17 protein-coding genes are annotated in these 25,763 nt (G+C 71.0%); 12 read left to right on the forward strand and 5 right to left on the reverse strand.

Annotated elements, in window-relative coordinates; genetic code table 11:
- Positions 1 to 128: 128 nt before the first annotated feature.
- Both ACW62_RS10525 and ACW62_RS10530 read left to right on the forward strand, forming a co-directional pair.
- Positions 129 to 3,485, forward strand: coding sequence for an alginate lyase family protein (locus ACW62_RS10525; RefSeq protein WP_169792031.1), 3,357 nt, complete (start codon positions 129 to 131; stop codon positions 3,483 to 3,485).
- 86 nt (positions 3,486 to 3,571) lie between these two features.
- Entirely contained in the window at positions 3,572 to 5,467 is a 1,896-nt protein-coding gene (locus ACW62_RS10530; protein ID WP_053204073.1) for a heparinase II/III domain-containing protein, read from the forward strand.
- 208 nt (positions 5,468 to 5,675) lie between these two features.
- Here ACW62_RS10530 and ald read toward each other — a convergent pair whose 3' ends face one another.
- From ald to ACW62_RS10545, 3 genes are all read right to left on the reverse strand, one after another.
- Positions 5,676 to 6,791, reverse strand: a complete 1,116-nt coding sequence (gene ald, locus ACW62_RS10535; protein ID WP_053204074.1) for an alanine dehydrogenase — start codon at positions 6,789 to 6,791, stop codon at positions 5,676 to 5,678.
- 1 nt (position 6,792) lies between these two features.
- Entirely contained in the window at positions 6,793 to 8,106 is a 1,314-nt protein-coding gene (locus ACW62_RS10540) for an aspartate aminotransferase family protein (RefSeq protein ID WP_053204075.1), read from the reverse strand.
- Between the two features lie 205 nt (positions 8,107 to 8,311).
- A complete protein-coding gene (locus tag ACW62_RS10545; RefSeq protein WP_053204076.1) occupies positions 8,312 to 10,261 on the reverse strand; it encodes an amidohydrolase family protein in 1,950 nt (649 codons plus the stop codon).
- Positions 10,262 to 10,411: 150 nt separating this feature from the next.
- Here ACW62_RS10545 and ACW62_RS10550 point away from each other — a divergent pair, with 150 nt between their 5' ends.
- Both ACW62_RS10550 and ACW62_RS10555 read left to right on the forward strand, forming a co-directional pair.
- The gene (locus ACW62_RS10550) at positions 10,412 to 11,440 is read left to right on the forward strand and encodes a dipeptidase (protein WP_053204077.1); all 1,029 of its coding nucleotides are present in this window, start codon (positions 10,412 to 10,414) and stop codon (positions 11,438 to 11,440) included.
- 57 nt (positions 11,441 to 11,497) lie between these two features.
- On the forward strand, positions 11,498 to 13,069 hold the full coding sequence (locus ACW62_RS10555) for a gamma-glutamyltransferase family protein (protein WP_157574665.1): 1,572 nt from the start codon (positions 11,498 to 11,500) through the stop codon (positions 13,067 to 13,069).
- On the opposite strand, the gene ACW62_RS10560 is transcribed toward ACW62_RS10555, so the two are convergent.
- The gene (locus tag ACW62_RS10560; protein WP_053204078.1) at positions 13,054 to 14,727 is read right to left on the reverse strand and encodes a DUF885 domain-containing protein; all 1,674 of its coding nucleotides are present in this window, start codon (positions 14,725 to 14,727) and stop codon (positions 13,054 to 13,056) included. The genes ACW62_RS10555 and ACW62_RS10560 overlap by 16 nt on opposite strands.
- 322 nt (positions 14,728 to 15,049) lie before the next feature.
- Between ACW62_RS10560 and ACW62_RS10565 the strand changes: the two genes are divergently transcribed.
- From ACW62_RS10565 to ACW62_RS10600, 8 genes are read left to right on the forward strand one after another with little or no spacing between them, the layout of a single operon-like run.
- Positions 15,050 to 15,346, forward strand: a complete 297-nt coding sequence (locus tag ACW62_RS10565; protein WP_053204079.1) for a hotdog domain-containing protein — start codon at positions 15,050 to 15,052, stop codon at positions 15,344 to 15,346.
- Between the two features lies 1 nt (position 15,347).
- Positions 15,348 to 16,823, forward strand: a complete 1,476-nt coding sequence (locus ACW62_RS10570) for a class I adenylate-forming enzyme family protein (protein ID WP_053204080.1) — start codon at positions 15,348 to 15,350, stop codon at positions 16,821 to 16,823.
- Entirely contained in the window at positions 16,810 to 17,715 is a 906-nt protein-coding gene (locus ACW62_RS10575; RefSeq protein WP_053204081.1) for an ArgK/MeaB family GTPase, read from the forward strand. The genes ACW62_RS10570 and ACW62_RS10575 overlap by 14 nt, the downstream gene beginning before the upstream one ends.
- The gene (locus ACW62_RS10580) at positions 17,712 to 19,391 is read left to right on the forward strand and encodes an acyl-CoA mutase large subunit family protein (RefSeq protein WP_053204329.1); all 1,680 of its coding nucleotides are present in this window, start codon (positions 17,712 to 17,714) and stop codon (positions 19,389 to 19,391) included. The genes ACW62_RS10575 and ACW62_RS10580 overlap by 4 nt, the downstream gene beginning before the upstream one ends.
- A 15-nt stretch (positions 19,392 to 19,406) precedes the next feature.
- Positions 19,407 to 19,832, forward strand: a complete 426-nt coding sequence (locus ACW62_RS10585; RefSeq protein ID WP_053204082.1) for a cobalamin B12-binding domain-containing protein — start codon at positions 19,407 to 19,409, stop codon at positions 19,830 to 19,832.
- A complete protein-coding gene (locus ACW62_RS10590) occupies positions 19,829 to 20,926 on the forward strand; it encodes a DmpA family aminopeptidase (RefSeq protein WP_053204083.1) in 1,098 nt (365 codons plus the stop codon). The genes ACW62_RS10585 and ACW62_RS10590 overlap by 4 nt, the downstream gene beginning before the upstream one ends.
- An 8-nt stretch (positions 20,927 to 20,934) precedes the next feature.
- Complete coding sequence (locus ACW62_RS10595; RefSeq protein WP_157574666.1) at positions 20,935 to 22,683, forward strand: thiamine pyrophosphate-binding protein; 1,749 nt, start codon at positions 20,935 to 20,937, stop codon at positions 22,681 to 22,683.
- 20 nt (positions 22,684 to 22,703) lie between these two features.
- Positions 22,704 to 24,176 (forward strand): class I adenylate-forming enzyme family protein, encoded by a 1,473-nt coding sequence (locus tag ACW62_RS10600; RefSeq protein WP_053204085.1) that lies wholly within the window; start codon positions 22,704 to 22,706, stop codon positions 24,174 to 24,176.
- Positions 24,177 to 24,181: 5 nt separating this feature from the next.
- On the opposite strand, the gene ACW62_RS10605 is transcribed toward ACW62_RS10600, so the two are convergent.
- Positions 24,182 to 25,171 (reverse strand): GntR family transcriptional regulator, encoded by a 990-nt coding sequence (locus tag ACW62_RS10605; RefSeq protein WP_053204086.1) that lies wholly within the window; start codon positions 25,169 to 25,171, stop codon positions 24,182 to 24,184.
- Positions 25,172 to 25,763 lie beyond the last annotated feature (592 nt).

Consider the following 25,763-nt stretch of genomic DNA (forward strand, 5'->3'; position numbering starts at 1 on the left):
CAGTCGCGTGGCACCGGGTGGACACCTTCACAGCAAAGGAGTCACGGGAGATGCAACGAAGCACTTCTCGGCGGAGCATTCGCCGTCGTGTCCATGCGATCACCGGCGCGGCAGTCACGCTGGCCGTGGTGGGGACGGGTCTGTCGTCGGTACCGGCCGCTGCGTCCGACATGTCGGATCTCGGCGAGCTGCTCGACCTGACGCGTCCGGAGCTCGCCGAAGTCGCGGCGGAGCTCGCGGCCGGCGATGAGGCGGGCGCCGCCGACGAGCTCAAGGTCTACTACGCGGGCCGCACGGGGATCGGGTTCCCGACGCCGGGAGCGGCGGGAGTCGGCGACGCGACCGCCGACGAGCTTGCGGCCGGGATCTTCCGGTTCGGCGCCGAGACCCGCGACTTCTACGACGACGCCGAGCAGAGGATCGACGTCGACTGGCAGGACACCTGGGGTGGGACGGAGACCGCCCCCGGCGGCGCACAGGTCCTGATGAGCGACTTCGCGTTCATGCCGACGCTGGCGAGCGCCTACCTGAACGAGAGCGACCCGCAGCAGCGTGCGGCGTATGCGAAGGCGTGGATGGAGATCTCACTGGACTTCTTCGCCGACAACCCGAGCTGGCCGCAGGTCCGCAATCTGTCGGCCGGCAAGCGGCTGACCCAGCTCGTCAGCGCGTTCTCCGTGTTCCGGACGGAGCCGACCATCGCCGCGGGCGACCTGGTGACGTACCTGTCCGGCGTGCACGAGACGACCGACTTTCTCACGCAGGTTCTGCAGGTACATGTCGGGAACAACTGGTACGTGTCGATGGCTCGCTCGATCTACTTCGCGGCGGTGTACCTGCCCGAGTTCACGGCATCCGTCGGCTGGGAGTCGTTCGCCGTGCGGTCCGTCGAGCGGTTCCTGCGCGCGTACATGCAGAGCGACGGCGTGTACCGCGAGCCAACATTCAACTACCAGGCCTACGTGGCGGACCTGATCAACACCATGATCGGCGTCGCGGATGCCAACGGGCGGAAACTGCCCGATGCGATCATCCAGTCGGCGGACTGGATCGCGGACGTGCTGTTCGCGACCCGGCAGCCGAATCTCGAGCCCGCGCTGATCGGCGACACACCGAACACCGATGCGGGCAGGAGCGCCATTCGGGCGACCGGTGAACGCAACTCGTGGTCCGATTTCACCTGGGTCGCCTCCGGTCGAACCGAGGGGACGACCCCGACACTGGGGTCCACGCTGTATCCGATCAGCTTCGCGGTGCAGCGCTCGGGGTGGGACGCCGATGCGCAGTACCTGCTGATCAACAACCACAACTCCAGTTACACCGCCTCGCACCGGCATCCGGACGACCTCAGCCTGGTGATGTCGGCGTACGGGCGTCCGCTGATCGTCGACCCCGGAGTGGGCGACTACAGCGCGACCCCGACGAACGACTGGATGCGCCGCACGACCGAGGCGCACAACACGATCGAGGTCGACGGAAAGCCGCAGGCCGCCGGCGTCACCCGCGCGATGTCGCTGTGGCGGTCGAGCGCGGGTCTCGACGTCTACCGCGGCCAGGCGATGGGCTACCAGCCGGTCGCGCACGATCGGGTCGTCTACTTCGTCAAGCCCGGCTTCTGGGTCGTCTCCGACGACCTCACCGGTGACACCGCCGCGCACGACTACCGGCAGCTCTGGCACTTCCCCGGTGATCCGGTCACCGTCGACCCGGCCACGAACGTCGCCACGGTCGGGTTCGACACCGTGCCCGGCGCCGCACCGGTTGCCGGGGTGCAACTCGTTCCCGTGACGCCGGCCGGCGTCGAGGTCGCGCCGAGCGTCCACGAGGACGGCGCCGTGCGCGTGGGCGAGGACGTGCTCACGGACGTCGACTACCTGTCCTACGACTGGTCCGCCACCGGCGCCACGGGACTGGACACCATCGTGTTTCCCGGCGAGGCCGGCCCGGCGCCCTCGGTGACGGCAACCCGCATCGAGCTACCCGGGGTGGATCACTCCGTGGCGACCGCGATGGAGATCGACCTGCCGCACGCGACCGGCCGCTTCTACCTCTCGCGCGAGGCGACGCCTTCGTCGCGGGAGTTCGGGAACGCCGCGACCGACGCCGAGACCGCGTATCTCGAACGTGCCGGGCACGACAGGCTCACGCGGTACGCGCTGACCCGAGGGTCGTCGCTGGTCGACGACGGGGACACCGTGATCGACGCGTCCGCAGTGGTGTCCGACGTCAGTGTGGAGCTGCGGGGCGCGACCGCCCGGATCTCGCTCGGGGACCCGTTCACCGGCACACTCACGATCAACGCGCCGACGGCGAGAGTGGTGAAGGTGAACGGCACCCCGACCGCATTCACTCGTGCCGGTGACCTCGTCACCGTGACGGTCGAGCCGGCCTTCGCGCCGGCGCCGGTGCTCGACGAGGAGTTCGAGGACGCGAGCCTGGACCGCACCGTCTATGGCTTCGACGGCGGATTGGAGGGCTGGACGCCGGTGCAGGGCACCTGGGAGCTGGGCGGCGATCCATCGAACACCAAGCTGGCACAGACCTCGAGCGCGGACATGCAGGCGTTCGCGATGCTGCAGGACGTGCCGGACGACGTGATCGTGTCCGCGGACATCGATCCCGGCACCGCTAACCGGACGACCGCCCGGACCGGCCTGGCGTTCCGCTACCAGGATTCCCGCAACTACTACCGGGCCAACGTTCTCACCACACCGGCGGGCGCGACGCTGCAGCTCGTGAAGGTCTACAACGGGACGTCCACGCTCCTTGCGGAGACCGACGTGGAGCTGAACGCCGACGACCGGCACACGTTGACCGTCTCCGCGGTCGGGCGCCACCTGGTCGCCACCGTCGGCGACACGTCGATCTCCGCAAACGACAGCCAACTGCCGACCGGCGGGGCTGCGGCCTACACGCATCGGCGGGCCGCGACCTTCGACGACATCACGATCACCGAGGCACTCGATCAGGCGAATTGGCGCGGAATCGGGGGCCAGGTGTCCGTTGGCTCTGGTCAGCTGACCCTCACGCCGGTCGATGGCCGAGCGCACGTGCTCGCCGAGTCGACGCTGCCGGCGCGGTTCTCCCAACAGTGCGACTATGTCGCGGAGACCACTGTCACGATCAACGGCGTCGGCAATGCCGGCATTTCGTTGCGCGACAGCACGGACTCCTACGGGTATCGCATCCAGGTCGGCAGGACGAGCAGCGGTACCCGGTACGCGAGCATCATCCGCGAGGCCCACCGGTCGGGCCCGGTCACGGTGGACACGGTCTCCCTCAGCGACCCGCTGAACGGTCCCGTTCGACTGGGCGCGGCCGTTCACGGCGACCGCATCACCGCGACGTTGAACGGGGTGCAGATCCTGGAGGGTCGCGACACGGTGGTGCGAAGCGGCGGCGTCGGGCTCTACGCATCCACGCAGAGCACGTTCGACGACTTCACGGTCGCCCAGTCCTGCGAGAAGGCGCCGGAGGACGGATGATCTCGCGTGACCGTGATCGTTCCCGTGCCCATCCGACACCGCCTGCGGACATAGCGGCGCTCATCACGCCGGGCCACCCGCGCCTGATGGTTGACGACGCGGCGCTCGCCGGGATCGCCGAGCGCATCGCGTGCGACGACCTCACCGCGCAGCTGTACGACGACCTGATCGCGCAGGCAGACGCGCTGCTCACCACGCCGGCATCCGAGTATGAGTTCCCCGACGGGCGCACGCTGCTCATCGTCACCCGCGAGGTCCAGAGCCGCCTCTACGCGCTGGCGATGGCGTACCGGCTCACGCAGGACGAGCGGTACGCGGCGCGCGCGTACGAGGAGATGGCGGCCGTCGCCGTGTTCCCGGACTGGAATCCGGAGAGCTTCCTGTCCGTCGCGGAACTCATGCACGCGTTCGCGGTGGGCTACGACTGGCTGTACGGGTACCTCGACGAGACGCAGCGCCAGGTCGTGCGCGACGCGATCGTCACGTTCGGGCTGGAGCCCGCGATCGCACAGCACGAGTCCGGGGCGTCGTGGACCACCAGGACGAACAACTGGAACATCGTGTGCAACGGCGGGACGATCATGGCCGGGCTCGCCATCGGCGTCGAGGAGCCGGAGCTCGCGAACGAGGCGATGCACCTCGCGTTCGACGCGCTGCCCGTGGCGCTCGCGGAGTACGGGCCTGACGGCGGGTACCCCGAGGGCGTCACGTATTGGGGCTACGCCACGCGATTCCTCGTGCCGATCATGGCGTCGCTCGAGACGGCGGTCGGTGACGACTTCGGCATCACGGAGACCGCGGGGCTCGACCGCACGGTCGACTTCGGGATCCACATGACCGGTCCGGCGGGCCAGCCGTTCAACTACTACGACGCCCCCAGCAGCGGCCACCCCGGGAGGACTGCCGCGCACTGGCTCGCCGCGCACTACGGCGAGCCGGTCTACGCGTGGTGGGCCGAGCAAGGAGCCGTGCGGCAGTCGCGTCCGCTTCCCCCGCTGCACCTGATGTGGCAGGGGCTGATCGATGCCGTGCCGCCGAACGAGGCCGGCCTGCCGCTGGACCGCGAGTTCGACGCCATCTCCACCTTCCTCTCGCGCAGCGCGTGGAACAGCACGACCGCGAACTTCTTCGGGTTCAAGGCGGGGGACAACGCGTCCAGCCACGCCGACCTCGATCTGGGCACGTTCGTGCTCGACGCGCTCGGTACACGGTGGGCCACGGAACTCGGGCCGGAGAGCTACGACCTGCCCGGGTACTGGTCGGCCGGTCCCGAGGGTCGACGCTGGACCTACTACCGCAAGCGTCCCGAGGGACAGAACACGCTCGTCATCAACCCCGACGCGACGCCCGGTCAGGCCGTCGACGCGAGGGGGACGCTCGTGGCGACCGGCTCGAGCCCGGACGCGAGCTTCGCCGTCGCCGACCTGTCGGAGGCGTACACGGCCCAAGGCGTGACGAGCTGGCAACGCGGCATGGCGCTGATCGACGGCCGGAGCCGCTTCGTCGTGCAGGACGAGGTCACGGCGTCCTCCCCGGTCGAGGCGTGGTGGTTCATGCACACGTCCGCCGACATCGACGTCGCGCCTGACGGCCGGTCCGCCACGCTCACCCTCGACGGCCGGCAGCTGCGAGCCGTCCTGCTCGATGCGCCCGACGGCGCCCGGTTCTCGGTCATGGACGCCGTGCCGCTGCCGACGTCGCCGAACCCGGACGGCCAGACGCCGAACGCCGGCGTCCGCAAGCTCGTCATCACGGGGCCGGAGTCGGCGCAGTTCCGCCTCAGCGTGCTCCTCGAGCCGCTGCCCACGGGCGTGCACGGGCCGGAGCCCGCCGTGACGGACCTCGCGGACTGGGCGGTGGCGCCCGCCCCCGATGTCGCCCCGGCGGACCTGCGCGTCGACGGCGAGCCGGTGGCCGGCCGCTCCGCCACGAGCCACAGCTACGTCGTCGACCGGCCGCCAGCGCCGCGCTCCCGGTCGTGACCGCGGACGGGGCCGACGGCGCGCGCGTCACGGTGGAGCAGGCCACTGCGCTGCCCGGCACAGCCGTCGCGACGTGGTCACCCGCGAGCCGCTGACCTGCTGGCGCTGGGCAACGGCAACCGGGGTGCACCTCGTGCCGCCGCTCACCACGACGGCCGACGAGGCACGCGGGCCTGCGGATCCTGGACGAGGCCCTGACTGAGGTCGGTCAGACGAGCGCCGCGTCGAGTTCCGCGGTCTCGATGCCGTGAGCCGCGCCGACCGGACCGTAGACGAGCCGGCCGGCGTGGGTGTTGAGTCCCAGGCATAGCGCGCCGTCGTCTGCCACTGCCTGACGCCAGCCCTTGGTCGCCAGCGCGACGATGTAGGGGATCGTCGCGTTGGCCAGGGCGTAGGTCGCGGTGTTCGGCACCGCGCCCGGCATGTTCGCCACGCAGTAGAACGTCGATCCGTGCACCTGGAACACGGGGTCGGTGTGCGTGGTGGGCCGGGAGTCCTCGAAGCAGCCGCCCTGGTCGATCGCGATGTCGACGAGCACCGAACCGGGCTTCATCCGGGCGACGAGGTCGTTGGTGACCAGCTTTGGCGCAGCGGTGCCGGGAACGAGGACGCTACCGATGACGAGATCGGCCTGCTCGACCTGCTCCTCGATCACGAGCTGGCTCGACGCCAGGCCGCGGACCCGGTTGTCGTGGCGCCAGAACGACATCCGCAGCTTGTCCAGGTCGACGTCCAGCAGCGTGACGTCGGCGCCCATGCCGAGCGCGATGTTCGCGGCGTTCTGGCCGCTGACCCCGGCCCCGATGATGACGACCTTGGCGGTGGCCACCCCGCCGACGCCGCCCATGAGCGTGCCGAGCCCGCCCTGCTGGCGCATCAGGTGGTAGGCGCCGACCTGTGGCGCGAGGCATCCGGCTACCTCCGACATCGGGTACAGCAGCGGCAGCGCGCCCGAGGGCCGCTGCACCGTCTCGTAGGCGATGGCGGTGACGCCGGCGGCGAGCAACCGCTCGGTCAGCGGCTTGTCCGCGGCGAGGTGCAGGTAGGTGAAGAGGACGAGGCCCTCGCGCAGGCGGTGGTACTCGGCAGCGACCGGCTCCTTCACCTTGAGCACCAGGTCGGCGGCGCCCCAGACCTCGTCGGCGCTGTCGAGGATCTTCGCGCCGGCCGCGGCGTAGGCGTCGTTCCCGATCGACGAGCCGGTCCCGGCGTCGCGCTCGACGAACACGTCATGGCCGAGCCGGGTCAGCTGGTCGACGCCGGACGGCGTGATCGCCACCCGGAACTCGTTGTCCTTGACTTCCTTCGGGATGCCGATGCGCATGTCACCCGACTCCGTTCTGCTCGATGACGGCCACGATCGCCTCGTCGAGGATGTCGATGCCGGCGTGCAGCTCGTCCTCGCTGATGGTGAGCGGCGGAGCGATGCGGAAGATCCCGCCCATGCCGGGCAGCTGCACGATGTTCATGTGCAGGCCCCGCTCCAGGCAGGCCGCGGTGACGGCCGCGCCGAGCGTGTCCGCCGGCGCCTTGCTCGCCCTGTCGCTCACGAGCTCGATGCCCTGGAGCAGGCCCCGGCCCCGGATGTCGCCCACGACCTCATGGACGTCGCGAAGGCCCTCGAGGCGGTCGGTGAGCTGCTGGCCCAGCTTGGCGGCGCGTTCGACGAGGCCGTCGCGCTCGATGACGTCGAGGACCGTCAGGGCGACAACGGCAGCGAGCGGATCGGAGGCGTGCGTCGTGTAGAAGAGGAACCTGCGTTCGGAGCAGACCTGCTCGATCTCGGCGCTCGTCAGCACCGCGGCGACGGGCAGCCCGGCGCCGAGCGTCTTCGACAGCGTCAGGATGTCGGGGGCGACGCCGTCGCGCTCGAACGCGTACATGTGGCCGGTGCGCCCGAGGCCGGTCTGCGCTTCGTCGAGGATCAGCAGCATCCCGCGTGCCTCGCACAGCTCCTTGAGGCGGGCGAGATAGCCCTCGGGCAGCTCGATGACGCCACCCGAGGACAGGATCGGTTCGACGAGGCAGGCCGCCAGCGATCCGTTGGACTGGGTGTCGACCATGTCGAATCCGTACTCCAGCTCGGACTCCCAATCGTGGGACCCGTCCGGGTGGCGGAAGGGGGAGCGGTAGGCGTTCGGCGTCGGCAGGACGAAATTGCCGGGCATCGTGGGCCCGTAGCCGCGCCGGCCCGCGGAGAATGTCGCCGCCGACGCGCCTGACGTCATGCCGTGCCACGAGCGGTCGAACGAGACGATCTCGTACCGGCCGGTGTACAGCTTGGCCATCTTGAGCGCGGCCTCGTTCGACTCGGCTCCCGTCGACAGCAGCAGCATCTTGGTGAGGTTCGGAGGCAGCGTGTGCGCCAGCCGCTTCGCCAGGTCCACGACCGGCCGGCTGAGCATCCCGCTGAACAGATGGGCCAGCGATCCGACGGACTCCGAGACCGCCCTCACGATCTCCGGGTGCGAGTGACCCAGCACCGCACTCATCTGGCCCGAGGTGAAGTCGAGGATCGCGGCGTCGTCGCTGTCGTAGACGTATGATCCGGCCGCGCGCTCGATGACTCGCGGCGTGAACGCCGGGATGTATCGGACCAGGTGATCCTGCGCGTCGGTCCAGAACGTGTCCGTGCTCACGGCGGCCTCCCGAGTAGACGTGGGCTCGTCGGCCGGAGCGGTCCAGCTCCGCGACGCTATGGCCTATTCAACTAGGCCAATATTGCCCAGGCAAGACATGAGGAGAGTGGCCGTGGACACATCCGGGTCCGAGCTGAGGTGATGCGAGGGCATCGATGTGATCATCAACGATCAGCGACAGCATGACGTTGCCAACGGTTGACGATCATGGTCGAAAGGCGCGGCGGTGCACCAGCTGGGTCATGGGCGCCTGCACCGTGTACTCGCCGGCGACGTCGCCGGCGATCCGGACGATGGCGTCGGTCGTGCGCTGCACCAGCTCGTCGCCGTCGCGCTCCAGCGTTCCCGGGACGGGCGGCAGCGCGTTGGCCAGGCCGGCGCCCAGCGACAGTACCGGCCACCGGCCCTGGTCCGGGGCCAGCCGGGCGGCCGCCAGCAGGGCCGCCACCCCGAGGTCGACGCCGGGCAGCAGGGGTGCGGGCACCTCGGCGTCGAGCTCAGCGCCATCGAGGGTGGACCAATGGACGGCGTAGCGGTCGCCGTCGCGTCGCACCGTCGCGACGTCGGCGCCCTCGGCGCGGCGCCGCTCGATGTCGGCCGACACCAGGTATCCGGACGCGTCGATGACCGTCGTGCGGGTCTCGACGCCGTGCCGGGTCGCGATCTGCTCGCGCCAGGTGGTCGCGCCGCCGTCGGAGTGCGAGGAGATCCTCGTGGCGGCGTCGGTCCGGCCGAAGCTGGTCCGCTCGTACTCGCCGACCAGCCGTTCGCCGGACGGCACCGGGCGCAGCCGGGCGCGGTCCGGCTCGGCGTGGACCAGCGTCTCGACCTCGTCGAGCAGGGCGTCCAGCCGCGGGCGCTCCAGCACCGTCCCGCCCACGACGACGGCGGCCGGGTCCTTCAGGGCGGTGACCGACGCCAGGGGGTCGCCGGTCACGGCCACCAGGTCGGCGACGAACCCGGCGTCGACGCGGCCGCGGTCGGTCAGGCCGAAGTAGTCCGCCGCGCCCCTCGTCGCCAGCCGCACGAGTTCGGCGCTCGTGTACCCGGCGCCGGTCATCAGCTCCAGCTCCTCGACCAGCGAGGACCCGTGGAAGACGAACGCGTTGTGGGTGTCGGTGCCGACCAGGACCGGCGCGCCGGCGTCGCGGAGCGCGGCAAGGACGCGCCGGCTGCGCTCATGGAAGAGATCGGCGGTGCCCTGCAGTTCGTCGGGCGTCAGCGCCATGATGCGGAAGTCGTTCTCCGACCGCCACGTGCGGGCGAGCACGGGATCGGTGAGGCGCAGCCGAGGGTCGGAGAAGTCGCGGTGCCCGAGCAGGCGGTCGAGGACGATCAGCGTGGGGCAGGAGGTGATGTTCTCGGCGGCCATCCGCTGGGCCAGGGCCGCGATCTTGTGTTCGTCGATGTCCGACGCCGCCTTGGCGGCCTCGGGCGAGAACCGGTTCCGGCCACGTCCGTAGCTGAACCCCTGCGCGAAGAAGGCGTCGAGGCGCTCCTGCGCGGCCGGGCGCAGCGAGCCGTATTCGTAGTTGTTCAGGTGCTCGAACCCGGTCTGGCCGCGGTCGATCGCCTGGTGCACGGTGAGCTCCTGCGGGCAGTGCCCGACCAGCGGGAGGCCGGTGTCCCGGCACGCCTCGCCGAGGCCCTCGAGCGCCTCGGCGGACAGCCACTGGTACGCCTTGACCTGCTGGTACCCGAGCCCGGCCCACCGGTGCACCGCCGCGTGCGCGGACGCGCGATCGGTGATCTGCGCCGAGTCCGGCCACACTGTCGTTCCCGGCGCGCCGCGTCCGTCGGCCATGGCGGTGCTGGTGACGAGGTAGGGCCCGAGCTCGGCGCCCTCGGCGACGCGCCGGCGCCAGTCCAGGTGCCACGGCTTGCCACGCATGTTGCGCACCAGGGTGACGCCGTGCGCCAGGTAGCCGAGCATGTCCGCCCGGTCCTCGACGTGCACGTGGCAGTCGGCGAGACCGGGCAGGATGGTCCGGTCTCGCCAGTCGACGACCGGGCCGGTGATCTCGTGCTCGGCGCGGGGCGCGACCCGGGTGATCCGGCCGTCGGCCACCGTGATCGCCTGATCTCGGAGCACCCCGCGATCGGTCATCGAGAGCACGGTTCCCGCGAGGATCGTCGTCGGCGTGGCGTCGTTCACGTGGTCCTCCAGACCGGCGCGGGCACTGGGCGGTCGCCACGCTAGCAGCAATTTAGGCCTATGGACATGGGGCGAACTCTTGCGCCCGGTGGTGGATTGCCTCAAGAATCGACCCATGATGACGCGACGTTGTTTGCCTGGAGCTGACCGATGACGGCGCCGGACGAGGCCCTGGTCGTCGACCTGCACAACGACCTGATCCTGCTGGTCGACCACTTCGACCAGCGCGGCCGGCCGGAGCATTTCGCCGAGTTCTGGCTGCCCGAGCTGCGGTCGGGCGGCGTGAACGTCCAGGTGCTGCCCGTGTTCATCGAGGCCCAGTACCAGTCCGAGGGCGCCCTGCGGCGGACGCTGCTGCTGATCGAGCGGATCCACGCGCTGGCGGCGCGGCACCCGGAGGTGGCGATCTGCCTGACCGGTGCGGACGTCACCGCGGCCGTGGCCGCCGGCCGGATCGCGTTCGTCATCGGGCTGGAGGGCGCGCACGCCCTGGGCCAGGACCCGGAGCTGATCGGGACGATGTACCGCGTCGGCGCGCGGGTGGTCTCCCTCGCCCACCTGGGCCGGACGCACCTGGCCGACGGCAGCGGGTTCGACGACAGCTCGCGCGGCGGGCTGACCCCGCAGGGGTTCGAGGTGCTCGCCGAGATGGAACGGCTCGGGATCGTCTTCGACATCAGCCACCTCGGCGTGGCCGGCGTCGACGACGTGCTGGCCCGGGCGACCCGCCCGCTGCTCGCGACCCACTCGGGCTGCCGGGCCATCACCGACATGCACCGCAACCTCAGCGACGACCAGATCAAGGGCATCGCCGGCCTCGGCGGCGTGATCGGGGTCGCGGCGGCGATCGCGCCGTTCATCGACCCGGCCCGGCCGACCGCCGCCCGCGTCGTCGACCACGTCGAGCACATCGCGTCGGTCGCCTCGATCGACGCGGTGGCGCTGGGGCCGGACTTCATCGACGACTACTACGCGGAGGTCTACGGCGGCCGCATGGAGATCATGGGCGTGGACGAGGTCGAGTTCGTGGCGGCCGAGGTGCGGCGGCCGTCGGACCTCCCGAAGCTCACCGCCGAGATGGTCGCCCGCGGCTTCTCCCAGGCCGACATCGCCAAGGTGCTGGGCGGCAACGCCAAGCGCGTCCTCGACGAGGTGATGGGCGTCGGTACGGGTGGCTGACCGCCGGCAGGGGATGATCGTCGCCGCCCAGCCGGGGCCGTCGAGGCGGGCGCCGCGGTGCTCGAGGCGGGCGGGAACGCGGTCGACGCCGCGATCGCCTGCGCGTTCGTGCAGACCGTGGTCGACCCGCTGATGTGCGGCGTCGCCGGGTTCGGCAGCATGGCCGCGTACCTCCCGCGGCGGGACTTCCACGGCTACTACGACTTCCACGCGCCGGCGCCGCGCGCGGCCCGGCCGGACATGTGGGAGTCGCTGGTCGAGGGTGAGGCCCGCGACGGCTTCGGGTTCATCGTGACCGGCCACGTCAACGAGATCGGCTACGAGTCGATCTGCGCGCCGGCGTCGCTGCGCGCGTTCCACACCGCTCACCGGGAGCACGGGACGCTGCCGTGGCGCGAGGTCATGGCGCCGGCGATCGGCTACGCCCGCGACGGGTGGACGGTGCGCCCGGACGTGCACGCCTTCTGGTCCGACCCGGGCGCGTTCGGGCACGTGGCCAACAGCGACCGCGCGTCGTTCACCCCCGCCGCCGCGGCGCTCTACCTGCGCCCGGACGGGTCAGCGAAGCGGATCGGCGACGTCGTGGTGAACCGCGACTACGCCGACGTCCTGGCGACGATCGCCCGGCACGGCCCGGCCCCGTTCTATACCGGCGATCTGGCCCGGGCGATGGTCGACGACATCGCCGCCAACGGCGGTCACCTGAGCCTCGACGACCTCGCCGGCGTCACCGTCCGCCGCAACGAGCCGCTCTGGACGACCTACCGGGCCTGGTCGCTCGCCACGAACCGCCCGCCCGGCGGCGGCGTGCAGCTCGTCCAGATGCTCAACGTCCTGGAGAACTTCGACCTGGCGGCGCTGGGACACAACAGCCCGGAGTACGTGCGCGTCGTCAGCGAGGCCATGAAGCTGGCGACGGCCGACAAGGACCGCCACGTCGGCGACCCCGTCTTCGTCGACGTGCCGCTGGACCGGCTGACGTCGAAGGGCTACGCGCGGGAGGCCGCGGAGCGGATCGGGGCCGGCGAGCGGTTCTCCGTGCCACGGCACCAGGGACCGGCCGAAGGCGCCGACACCACCCATCTCTCGGTGATCGACGCCGACGGGAACTGCGTCGCGATGACGCACTCGCTGGGCCTGCCGTCGGGCGTGGTCAGCCCCGGGCTGGGGTTCATGTACAACGGCTGCATGTCCAGCTTCGACCCCCGGCCCGGCCGGGCGGCGTCGATCGCCCCGGGCAAGGCGCGGTTCAGCTCCGTGTGCCCGTCGATGGTGTTCGACGAGGAGGGCCCGATGCTGGTGATCGGGGCTCCGGGCGGCACCCAGATCGCCATGGGCGTCCTCCAGGCGACGTTGAACGTACTGGACTTCGGCGTTCCCGTCGGCGAGGCGGTCGCGTTGCCGCGGTTCTCGGCCACCAGCGACGTCATCGACGTCGTCAACCGCGTCCCGCGCGCCGTCCAGACCGCCCTCGAGGCGCGCGGGTACGAGGTGGTGCGCAGCCCGCGCAGCCACGCCTTCGGCCTCGTCCACGGGCTGGCCCGGCAGGACGGACGGTGGCGCGGCGGCGCCGATCCCGGCGGCGACGGCATGGCCCTGGAGGTGGCGGCCCCTCAGACGGGCACCTGAGCGATCCAGCGTTCCACGGCGCCGGACAGCACCGTCATGGGCACCGATCCGTTGCCGAGGACGGTGTCGTGGAAGGCGCGGACGTCGAAGGCGGCGCCGAGGCGTTCCTGGGCCGCCTGCCGCAGCCGTTCGATCTCGAGACGGCCGGTCATGTAGGCCAGGGCCTGGCCGGGCCAGGCGATGTAGCGGTCGACCTCGTTGGCGACGTTCTCGGGGGTGAGGGCGCTGTTGCTGAGCATGAAGTCGATGGCTTGCTGACGCGTCCAGCCGTGGTGGTGCAGGCCGGTGTCGACGACGAGGCGGCAGGCCCGCCAGGAGTCGAACGAGAGCATCCCCAACCGGAACAGGTCGCCGGAGTAGAGACCCATCTCGTCGGCGAGACGCTCGGCGTAGAGGCCCCACCCCTCACCGAAGGCCGGAACGTACAGGTAGCGGCGGAACGCCGGCAGCTCGGTGAGCTCCTGCGCGAGCCCGAACTGCAGGTGGTGGCCGGGCACGCCCTCGTGGAACGCCAGCGTCTCGTACTCGAACCGGGTCCGCGTGCGTGGCGCGTAGGTGTTGACGTTGAAGCGGCCCGGCCGGCTGCCGTCACCCGACGAGGGCAGATACTCGCCGAGCACCGCGGCCGGCGCCAGCACCTCGTTCATGGGCACCACCGCGCACGAGTCCGACGGGGTGCGGCCGAACCAGTCCGGCAGCGCCGCTTCGGCCCTGGCCACCGCCGTCCGCGCGTCGGCCAGGATGTCCTCGGCGGACGAGTAGCGCAGCTCCGGGTCGTGTCGCAGCCGGTCGACGATCGCGTCGAAGGCGCTGATGCCGAACACCTTCTGCCCCAGCACGGCGTACTCGTCGCGCAACGCCTCGCACAGGTCCAGGCCGAGCCGGTGGATCTCGTCCGGCGAGCGCGTCGTGGTCGTGTGCGCCGCGACGGCGCGCGCGTACATCTCACTGCCGCCGGGCACGTGCAGCAGCCCGCTGCGCTCGTCCGGGCGGGCCGCCGCCAGCACCGGTCCCGAGAGCGTCTCCAGCAGCGCCGCCAGGGCCGGCCGGATGGACTCCGCCACCAGGCCGCGGACCTCGTCCTCGACGGCGGCGCCGGTCACCATGCCGGCGATGAGGTCGTCCTCGGCGCGGCCGCGCAGGTAGGCGTCCAGCCGTTCGGTGGTCTGCTCGACGCCGCGGCGGGTCGGTACCCGGCCGGCAGTCACGCCGTCCAGCGCCCGCTCCCGGGCCTGGCCGAGGTAGCCGGGCACACCGCGCAGCCGGCGCAGGTAGCTCTGCTGTTCGTCCGGCGTGGCGACCGAGACGGTGGTCAGCGCGGTGAACAGCAGTGCGCTGGGGGAGGCGTAGCCGGAAACGGCGAACTCCGCATGCCGGTCCTCGTACGGCACGGCCTCGGACCGCGCGACGTGGATCAGCACGTCCCGCGTCACCCGGTCGTGGTCGTCGAGCCCGTCCGCCGGGATCCGCTCGGCGCGCGCCGCCAGGTCCAGGAGGCGCTCGGCCGACGCGAGCTGGGCGGACTCGTCGAGATCTGGCACTTCGCCGTCGAGCCCGGGGATGCCGTGGATGAGCGTTGCCACGAACGGATCGGCCGCCGCCAAGGCCGCGTACAGGTCGTCGGACAGCTCAGCGAGGGGTCGGGACGACGTATCCATGTGGCTCCTCCGTCGGACGGCCGGGTCGCTGGTGGCCTACACATTAGCGCCTTGTTCTATCTAGTGACATGGGGTGATGGTGCCCAGCTCAAGCTGGCGCAGTCGGTAGTGGCGAACGGCATGGTTGAAACCGGTGGGCAGTCTGACCTACTTGTTTAGGCCTAAGTGCTCTACTCTGTCTGCGACAAGGATCCCCCAGCTGGCACGGAGGAGTCTGATGTTGGAGCCGAGGTCTGTTGGCGACGACCGAGCGATGATCCGACTTCGCTTGTCGCCCGGCGATGCGCGGTATGCGGGGAACCTGGTCCCCGGGTCGAAGGCGATGGAGATCTTCGCCGACCTCGAGACCGAGCTCGCCCTCAAGGAAGGGGGCGACGAGGGCCTCTGCGCGGCCTACGATTCGGTCGAGTTCCTTGCGCCTCTGCGGGTGGGCGACTACGTCGAGGGCATCGCGCGGGTGACCCGGCGCGGGAACCGCAGCCGCACCATCGAGGCCCGGATCTTCAAGGTCCTCGGCGTCGACGAGAAGGGCGCGCTCGCCACCACCGACCCGGTGCTGGCGGCCACCGCCGTGGCGACGATCGTCGTGGGCACGAACTCCGGCGCGGGCGTTGCCTGACGTGATCGCCCACCCTGACACGGTCGTCGCGTGGATCGAGGCGGTGGTGCGTGCCCACGCCGGCCGCCCGGCGCTGATCCACGACGGCGCCACCTGGAGCTACCGGGACCTGTGGTCGCGCGCGGAGGACACCGCGCGGCGCCTGCTGGCCGGCGGCCTGCGGCCCGGCGACACGGTCGGTCTCCTGGGCGCCAACGAGCCGGCGTACATCGTCAACTACCTCGGGATCGCCCGGGCGGGCGGTACCGCGGTTCCGGTCAACGACCGGCTCGACGGCGCGACGGTGCGCAGCCTGCTCGCCTCGGTCGACGCCACGCGAGTGTTCGTCGGCCGGGTCGACGCGGCTGTCCGCGACGAGCTCGCCGAGACGTTCCAGATCCTCCCCATGGACGCCGGCGACCCGGTGCAGCGCCGCGGCCGGCTGCCGGTCGCGGCACCGGGAACGCCGGCCGCGATCATGCTGACCAGCGGCTCGACCGGGCGGCCGAAGGGGGTCGTGCACACCCAGGGCACCATGTTGCACGCGGCTCAGCAACTGACCTCGGCGTTCCCGTTCCGCTCCGACGACCGGTCGGTGGTCTTCCTCCCGCTCTATGCGTGCATCCCGGAGCAGGTGCTGCCGGTGCTGTGCACCGGCGGCGCGCTGGAGATCCTGCCGCGGTTCGACATCGAGCGCGTCGCCGACGCCTGCACCAGGGCAACGACGTTCGACGCGGTGCCGACGATCCTGAGCCGGCTGATCGAGCACGCGCCCCCGGAGAAGCTCGCCCACCTGCGGTGGGTGCTGTTCGCGTCGGAGCACATGCCTGTCACGCTCCTGCACCGCTGGTGGGACGAGCTGCCCGGTGTCGAGACGCACCAGCTCTACGGGATGACGGAGGTGCTGCCGCTGTCGGCGGCGCCGCACTGGCTGCTGCGCCGGGAGCCGTCCACCATCGGACGGGCGTTCCCGACGACGCGGCTGAGCGTCGACGACGTCTCCTCCGACGGCGGCGAGCTGATCGGCACCAGCCCGGCCCAGATGGTGGGGTACTACAAGGACGAGGTCGCCACGAAGGCTGCGCTGGGCCCGGACGGCGCCATGCGGACGGGCGACCTCGGCCGCATCGACGAGCGCGGGCTGGTGTTCCTGACCGGCCGAAGCAAGGACATCATCATCTCCGGCGGCATCAACATCGCGCCCGCCGAGATCGAGGCCGTCGCGGCCCGGCATCCGTCGGTCGAGCGGGCGGTCGTCGTGGGCGTGCCGAGCGAGCGCTGGGGCGAGACCCCCGTCGTCGTCGCCGTGCCCCGCCCGGGCCGGGCGCTCACAGCGGACGATCTGCTGAGCCACTGCCGGTCGCTGCTGTCCAGCTACAAGCGACCCACCGGCGCCGGGCTGATCGACGCCCTCCCGACCACCGGTATCGGCAAGACGGCCAAGGACACGGTGAGGAAGATGATCGTGGATGGGAAGATCAACGTTGTTCGAATCTGACCAGATCGAGACCCTGGTGGCCAAGGGCCGGGAGGGCCACTGGGCGCCGCTCGCACGGGCGGTGACCGTGGTCGAGAACAGCCCGCCCTGGGAGGTCTCCATCCCGCGGGCGTCCCGGCCCTGCCACATCGTGGGCATTACCGGCCCGCCCGGTGCCGGCAAGAGCACCCTCACCGGCCGCCTGATCGAGTCCTTCGCCGACGACGGCCAGCGGGTCGCCGTCCTGGCGATCGACCCTTCCAGCCCGCTCAGCGGCGGTGCCGTCCTCGGCGACCGGGTACGGATGGAGACCTACCTGAACGGCCGGCCCGGCGTGTTCGTGCGCAGCCTGGCCAGCCGTGGATCGCACGGCGCCGTGGCCGGGTCCACCCGGAACATCGCCCGGCTCCTGGAGCTGTCCGGCCTGTTCGACATCGTGCTGATCGAGACGGTGGGTGCGGGTCAGACGGAGGTCGCCATCGTCGAGGTCGCCGACACCGTGCTGCTGGTCACCGTGCCCGGGCTCGGCGACGCCGTGCAGACGATCAAAGCGGGCCTCATGGAGGTCGCCGACGCCTTCATCGTCAACATGGCCGACCGGCCCGGCGCCGCGGAGACGGCGCGGCACCTGCGCCTGGCCGCCGGCCGGGTGGATGCCGTGTACAAGACGGTGGCCATCGAGGGCACCGGAGTGGACCAGGTGCGCGACGGCATGTACGCGCGGTGGCGCTCGCTGCTGGAAGACGGGCAGCTGGAGGCGCGGCGCCTGGACAAGTGGGGCTCGGACGCGGCGCTGGTGGCCGAGGCCTGGGTCGCCGACTGCGCAGGCGCGATCGCCCTGGACCCGCACGCGACGATGCAGGACTCCGTGGACAAGATCTTGAAGGAGGCGTCACGCCGATGGAGCCGATGAACGAGGACGACAAGCGCTGGGACGAGCGCGTCGAGGAATGGAAGACCGGACGGGTCGTCGCCGACTACCAGCGGGTCCCGCCGCGGCGCTCGGAGTACACGACCCTGTCCGGTGCGCCGGTCAAGGACGTCTACACTCATGCCGACATCCGGCACCTTGACCCGGCCGAGGACATCGGGCTCCCCGGCGAGTACCCGTACACCCGTGGCGTGCACGCCACGATGTACCGCGGCCGGCCGTGGACGATCCGGCAGGTGGCCGGCTTCGGCCAGGCCGAGGACACCAACAACCGGTACAAATACCTGCTCAAGACCGGCCAGACCGGTCTCTCGACCGACTTCGACCTGCCGACGCTGCTGGGCTACGACTCCGATCACGAGGTGTACCGGCGCGAGGTCGGTCGCATCGGCGTCGCCGTCGACACCGTCGTCGACATGCACGCGCTGTTCGACGGCATCCCGCTCGACCAGATCTCCACGTCGATGACGATCAACCCGTCGGCCGCCGTCGTGCTGGCCATGTACCGGGTGGTGGCCGACGAGCGGGGCATCCCGGGCCACGTGCTCACCGGGACCACCCAGAACGACATCCTCAAGGAGTACATCGCCCAGAACGAGTTCATCTTCCCGCCGCTGCCCTCGGTGCAGCTGGTGGTCGACACGATGGAGTACGGCGCGGACGTGATGCCGCGGTTCAACCCACTCAACGTGTGCGGCTACCACATCAGGGACGCCGGCTCGACGGCCGTCGAAGAGGTCGGCCTCACCATCAGCAACGCGCTGTGCTACCTCGAGCACGCGGTCGAGCGCGGCATCGACATCGACCGGTTGGCGCCGCGGGTGTCGTTCTTCTGGGACGTGCACAACAACTTCTTCGAGGAGGCGGCCAAGCTGCGTGCGGCCCGCCGATTGTGGGCGCGGCTCATGCGGGAGCGGCTGGGCGCCAAGGATCCCCGGTCGTGGCTGATGCGGGCGCACTGCCAGACCGCCGGCGTCTCCCTCACCGCGCAGCAGCCGTACAACAACGTCGCCCGGACCGCGATCCAGGCCATGGCCGCCATCCTGGGCGGCACCCAGTCGCTGCACACGAACTCCCTCGACGAGGCCCTGTCCATCCCGTCGGAGAGCGCGATCAAGATCGCCGTCCGCACCCAGGCGATCATCCTGCACGAGACCGGCGTCGCCGACGTCGTCGATCCGCTCGCCGGGTCGTACTACGTGGAGTCCCTCACCTCCCAGATCGAGGAGGACGCGCTTGCGCTGATCGAGCGCATCGACGCGCTGGGCGGCATGATCGAGGCGGTCCAGTCCGGCTACGCGGTCCAGCTGATCTCCGACTCCGCCTGGGAGCAGCAGGTCAAGGTCGAGAGCAACGACACCATCACCGTCGGCGTGAACGACTACGTCGACGAGGACGAGACCCAGGACATCGAGATCGACCGTCCGGTGCCCGGCGTCATGGAACGCCAGATGGCGCGACTCGCCGAGGTGAAGCGGTCCCGCGAGGACCGGCAGGTGACCGCGACACTGCGGGCGATCGAGAAGGCCGCCCCTGACCTGCACCACAACCTGATGCCGCTGATCGAGGACGCCGTGCGCGCGCGAGCCACGGTCGGCGAGATCTGTGACGTGTTACGCGACGTATGGGGCCACCACCAGCCGTCGACCGTGTTCTAGAGGAGGGACGAGACAATGACATCCGCCACTGCTGGTCTGCCGCCGCTCAAGGTGGTGATCGCCAAGCCCGGGCTCGACGGGCACGACCGCGGCGCCAAGGTCGTGGCGCGGGCGTTGCGCGACTCCGGTATGGAAGTCGTCTACACCGGCATCTACCAGAGCCCGGAATCGATCCTGCGCGCGGTCGTCCAGGAGGACGCCGACGTCCTCGGCCTGTCCAGCCTGTCCGGCGCTCATCTCGAGTACGCCAGGGACCTGTGCGCGCTGCTGAAGGAGAACGACCGCCGGGACGTCCTGTTCGTCGTCGGCGGCACCATCCCGCCCGAGGACGCCGACACGCTCAAGGGCTACGGCGTCCACGAGGTCTTCGGGCCCGGGACGCCGACGGCGGAGCTGGTCGCGTACATCTCCCGCAACGCCCGACAGGCGCGGCTGGCGTGACGGGCAGGTCGCGCGATCTCGGCATCGTGGTCGGTGACCTCCCGACCGGCCGGCACAACGCGATCACCGACGTCCCCGGCGTGCGGGTGGGACACCACACGGTGCATGCGGGCGACGGGCCGCTGGTCGTCGGCGAGGGTCCGGTGCGCACCGGGGTGACCGTCGTGGAGCCGCGGCCGCAGGTCTGGCGCTCGCCGGTCTTCGCCGGCTTCCACCGGCTCAACGGCAACGGCGAGATGACCGGTCTGCACTGGATCCGGGAGAACGGGCAGCTCACCACCGCCATCGGGCTAACCAACACCCACTCCGTCGGCGTGGTCCGCGACGCGATCGTCGCTCGGCTGCACCGGGAGCGGGGCGACGACGAGCTCTACTTCCACCTGCCGGTGGTGGCGGAGACCTACGACGGCCTCCTGAGCGACATCAACGGCCAGCACGTCACGGCCGCCCACGTCGACGCGGCCTTCGACGCGCTGTCCGGCGGACCGGTGCCCGAGGGCTCGGTCGGCAGCGGCACGGGCATGATCTGCCACGAGTTCAAGGGTGGCATCGGCACGTCGTCGCGGGTCGTCGGCGGCTCCACCGTTGGCGTCCTCGTGCAGGCCAATCACGGCCGGCGCGGGCGGCTGCGGGTGAACGGCGTGCCGATCGGCGAGCGGATCCCCACCGACGACGTTCCGTCGCCGTTCGACGCGGTGGTGCGCTCGGCCCGGGGCAGCGGGTCGATCATCGTGTTGATCGCGACGGACGCGCCGCTGCTGCCGCACCAGTGCGAACGGCTGGCCCAGCGCGGTGCGCTGGCCATCGGGCGGACCGGCGGGTCCGGCGAGAACGGCAGCGGCGACCTGCTCCTGGCGTTCTCCACCGGGAACGACAGCCTGCCGCGGGTCGGCCTGGTGGAGCCGGGCCCGGACGAGATTCCGCTGCGCATGGCCGGCAACACCGTGATCAACATCCTGTTCGACGCGGTCATCGACGCCACCGAGGAGGCGATCCTCAACGCCGTAGTGGCCGCGGAGACCAGTGTCGGACGCGACGGGATCACCGCGCACGCGCTGGACCACGACCGCCTGCGCGCGGCCTACGCCGGGTGACGCGCCCGATGCCACCCGCCGAAGCACACGACGCCGCGCCGGCCACCGTGGCCGCGGCGATCGCCGAGTACCTGAGCGGTCAGGGGATCGAACGGGTGTTCAGCCTGCCCGGATCGCACATGAAGCCGATCTGGGCGGAGCTGGCCGCGCGGGGCGTCCGGGTCGTGACGGCGCGGCACGAGGTGGCCGCCGTGCACATGGCCCAGGCGGAGGCCGATCTGCGTCACGGGCTCGCCGTCGCGATCGTCACGACCGGGCCCGGGCTGACCAACGCGGTCACCGGGATCGGATGCGCCTTCCTCGCCGGTTCACCGGTGCTCGTCATCTCGACCCGCCCGCCGGACGAGCAGGCGGGCATGGGTGCCCTGGAGGAGATCGACCAAGCGGCGATCGTCCGGCCGGTCTGCCGGGCAGTGGAGGTGGTCCGATCGCGCCGGCACGTCGTCGACCGGCTCGACCGCGCCGTGAGCGCGGCACTCGGCGACGACGGCCCCGGCGGCCCGGTGTACGTCGAGTTCGGCACCGAGCTGCTGCGCCAGGATGCCGCGCCGCTCTACACGGCCTATCCGCGCCGCACGAGGGTGCGCCGGCCACCGGAGGCCGCCGCCGTCGACCGGGCCGTCGACGCGATCGCGGCCAGCACCCGGCCGCTGGTGCTCGCCGGTCGCGAGGCGCTCACCGTGCCCGGCCCGCTGGCCGAGTTCGTGCGCACGACCGGCGCCCTGTACCTCGACACCCGGGCGAGCCGGGGCGCCCTGTCCGAGAGCATCCCCTCGTTCGTGCCGGCGGCGCGGGCCCGGGCGATGGCCGAGGCCGACCTGGTGATCACCGTCGGCCGGCGGCTGGACTTCGAGACGGCGTACGGGTCGCCCGCGGTGTTCACCGCGGCCGAGCGGTTCCTGCGGATCGGCCGGAACTCCGAGGAGGTCCAGGCCAACCGCCGCGGCGACGTGGAGCTGCGCGCCGATCCGCACTCAGCGCTGGAGGCCCTGGTGACGGCCGGCGCGCGACCGGCCGCTCCGGATCTCGGGTGGCGAGACGACGTCATGAGCAGCAACGCCGGCAAGCGGCGCCGGCTCGGCGAGACGATGCGGGCCCAACCCGCCGCCGCGGACGGCGGGCTCCACCCGCTGCAGGTCATCCGCGCGCTCAACGAGCACATCGACGACACCGCGATCGTGATCGTCGACGGCGGGGACATCCTGTCGTGGTCGCGATCGAGCCTGAACACGCCCACCTATCTGGACCTGGGGGCGTTCGGATGCCTCGGGGTGGGCGTCCCGTTCGCTGTCTCGGCGTCGCTCAACCATCCAGACCGCACGGTGGTCGTGCTCGCCGGGGACGGCGCCCTGGGCTTCAACGTCATGGAGCTGGAGACCGCGGTCCGCGAAGGCGCACGCTTCGTCGTCGTCGTGGCCGACAACAACGCGTGGAACATCGAGCGCGCCGACCAGGTCCGCAACTACGAGGGGCGGATCATGGGCACCGAGCTCGGGCCCTGCGCCTGGGACCGGCTCGCGGACAGCCTCGGCGTCGCCGGCTACCGCGCCGGCAGTGTGGACGACCTGGACACGGTCCTCAGCGAGGCCTTCGCGCACGCACCCGCGCTGGTCGCCGTCCGGACCTCCCGCGAACCGATCTCGCCGGACACCAGGAGCGGCCTCGCCCTGGTGCCGGAGTACCACGCGCTCGCCGCATGGGACGCGGCCGAGCGGGCGTGGCTGTCGGGTCCGCGTCATGGGGACGTCGAGTCGTGAACCGGTGAGGTGGTCAGCGCATGGTCAGCACCCTGATATCCCACATCGGCGCCGTCGCGAGGGCCCACCCGAACGATCCGGCGCTGATCTACGACGGCGAGACCTGGACGTACGCGCAGTTCTGGTCCCGCACCGAGGAGATGGCCCGCGGACTGCTCAGCCTCGGGCTGAGACCGGGGGAGCCGGTCGGGATCATCGGGCAGAACGAGCCGGCCTACATCGCCGCCTACCTGGGCGTCATGCGGGCCGGGCAGGTCGCGGTCCCCATCAACACGATGCTCGACCTCGCGTCGATCCGCGACCAGCTCGACCTCGTCGGCGTGCGGACGATCCTGGCCGGACGGATTCCCGCCGAGCTCCGGGAGGGGCTCGAGGACTCCCACCGGCTCCTGGAGCTGTCCGCGCCACCACGCGGGCCGGCCGGCCCGGCGCTGCCGCGGATCGCGCCGGACGCCACCTGCAAGATCATGCTCACCAGCGGCTCGACCGGACGGCCGAAAGGGGTCGAGCACACGCACGGATCGATCTTCCACACGGCGCTGCAGATGGCCGCTGCCCTGCCATTCGACCGCGGCGACCGCGGCCTCGTGTTCCTGCCCCTCTACACCTGCATCCCCGAGCACGTCCTGCCCACCCTGTGCGCCGGCGGCTCGCTTGAGGTCCTGCCAGGCTTCGACGTCGAGCGGGTCGCCGACGCCTGCACCCGGGCGACGACGTTCGACGCCGTGCCGACGATCCTCAGCCGGCTGATCGAACACGCACCGCTGGAGAAGCTCGCGGGGCTCCGGTGGATCCTGTTCGCCTCCGAGCCGATGCCGGTCCACCTGCTCCGGACGTGGTGGGAGCTGCTGCCAGGGGTGGAGACGCACCAGTTCTACGGACTGACCGAGCTGGTGCCCGTCACCATCGCGACGCACGCCATGCTGCGGGCCGAGCCGACGACCGTCGGGCGCGCCTTCCCGACGACCGAAGTGGCGCTCGACCCGCTGGAGGGCCACGGCGGCGGCGGGGAGATCCTGGCGGCCGCCCCCAGCCGCATGCGCGGGTACTTCGGCGACGCCGCGGCGACGAACGGCGCGCTGACGGCGACGGGCGCGCTTCGCACGGGGGATATCGGCCGGGTGGACGACCGTGGGCTGGTCTTCCTGACCGGACGGCTCAAGGACATCATCATCTCGGGCGGCCTCAACGTCGCTCCGGCCGAGATCGAGGCCGCGGCGTTCGGCCACGGAGGCGTCCAGGAGGCCATCGTCGTGGGGATCCCGAGCGATCGGTGGGGCGAGACCCCGGTGGTCGTCGCCGTGCCGAAGGCGGGCAGCGGCCTCACCGCTGAGGCCCTGCTCCGGCACTGCCGTGAGGCGCTGCCGAGCTTCAAGCGTCCGTCGGCGGCCGCGCTGGTGCCGAGCCTGCCGGTCACCGGGATCGGCAAGGGCGACAAAGCGGCGGTGAAGCGGCTGATCGCGGACGGGAGGATCGACCTCGTGGGCGCGTGACGACGTCAGCCCGCGCGGACGGGCGTCGCCGGCGCGGGCGACGCCTGGCCGAGCGACGGCGCCGTGCCACGCTTGAGGTCCTGCATGTCGCGGACGACGTCGCTGACCATGCGGATGGACGCGGCGTCGAGCACGTTGCCGAACTCCATGACCTTGACCCGGCCCTCGAGCTGCTCGCGCAGCTCGCCCATGCCGTCCGGGATCACGACGAGGTCGACGCCCTCGAGGTCCTTGTCCTCGATGGCGTCGAGCACCTCGATGTTCTTGATGCCGGAGTCGCGCAGGGAGTCGCGGACGGTGACGGCCTGCTCGTCGGTGCGGTACCAGATGCCGACCGTGCCGTTCTTCGCCACGGACGCGATCTGCACCAGCGTCTGGACGTGCGGCGCGACGACGATGGCGACGATCTCGGTGTTGGGGCGGCGCATGAGCCCGCGCACCTCGGCGAGGTGGAAGAACGTCGTGAGGACGAGGTCGGCGCGCTCCTCCTCGGGCTCGAAGGTGCCGAGCACCAGCGGCTTCACCTTGACGCCGATGTTGGCCTCGAGCTCGCTTGCGAAGTACTTGGCGCGGTCGACGTTGCACTCGACGAACGAGACCTTCAGGAGGTCGTCCTCGGCGCGCAGCGCCAGGCTCATGACGAGCGACTGGATCTCGGCCGCTGACAGCCCGAGCTCGATGCATTCCCGGGTGGCCGACTCGAGCAGCTGTCTGGCCTGGTCGCGCGCCAGCGACCCCTCGCGCTCGGGACCGGGTCCCACGACGATGGTCCCGCTGCGTCCGCGCCCCTCGACCACGCCGGTCTCGCCGAGCTCGGCATAGGCCCGGGCGACGGTGTTGCGGTTGATGTGGAGGTTGTTGGCGAGGAGGCGGGCACTGGGAAGGGCTTGGCCGGGCGCGAGGTCGCCGGTCTCGATCATGAACGACAACTGCGTGACGATCTGCCGGTAGATGGGCACATCGGAGTGCAGGCTCACCTGAATCTTGTCGACCACTGCTCGCTCTCCCTCTGCGGAAGACGTATCCGCCCAGCACAAGTACACCACTGTCCGCTGTGTGGAGTCGACCTAGCCGGATGAGCTGAAGCAGCTGAGCGGGTTCCGTCACCCCTTTTGGCATAGATCATAGGGCGAATCGGCCGCGCCGGCGCGTTCGCGATGGGTGAGAGATGGCTGTCGTCTCGGCACCACCAGGCGCTCGTCCATCTCCAGCGCCGGATGCACGTCGCCGCGCCGGTGGACCGTACCTGGTGCGCGTGCCGCCGGTCCGCCTCGCCCGGGTCCTGTGCCATTTCACCCTAAGGCCATAGATCCGTATCGGCCCGAGAGATCAACCCTCTGTGTCGCGCGGGTTGCGGGCGTGGTGGCCGGACGGCGCTGGCCACCTGCAGGTGGCGCGGGCGGTATCGGTCCGAAGTCGGGCGTGTTGCCCGGATATCGACTACCTCCCTCAGGCTTGGGTTGGACCACTTAACTAGGTCTTGACAGGCATAAGCAATCAGACAATGCTGTGCTCCACGTTACGACATGGGCCAGCTAGACACAGGCCGGAGCGACGAGAAACCAGGCTCTTCGCGGAGTCCCGTGA

This window comes from Jiangella muralis, from assembly GCF_001270745.1.
GTDB classification, from domain to species: Bacteria; Actinomycetota; Actinomycetes; order Jiangellales; family Jiangellaceae; genus Jiangella; species Jiangella muralis.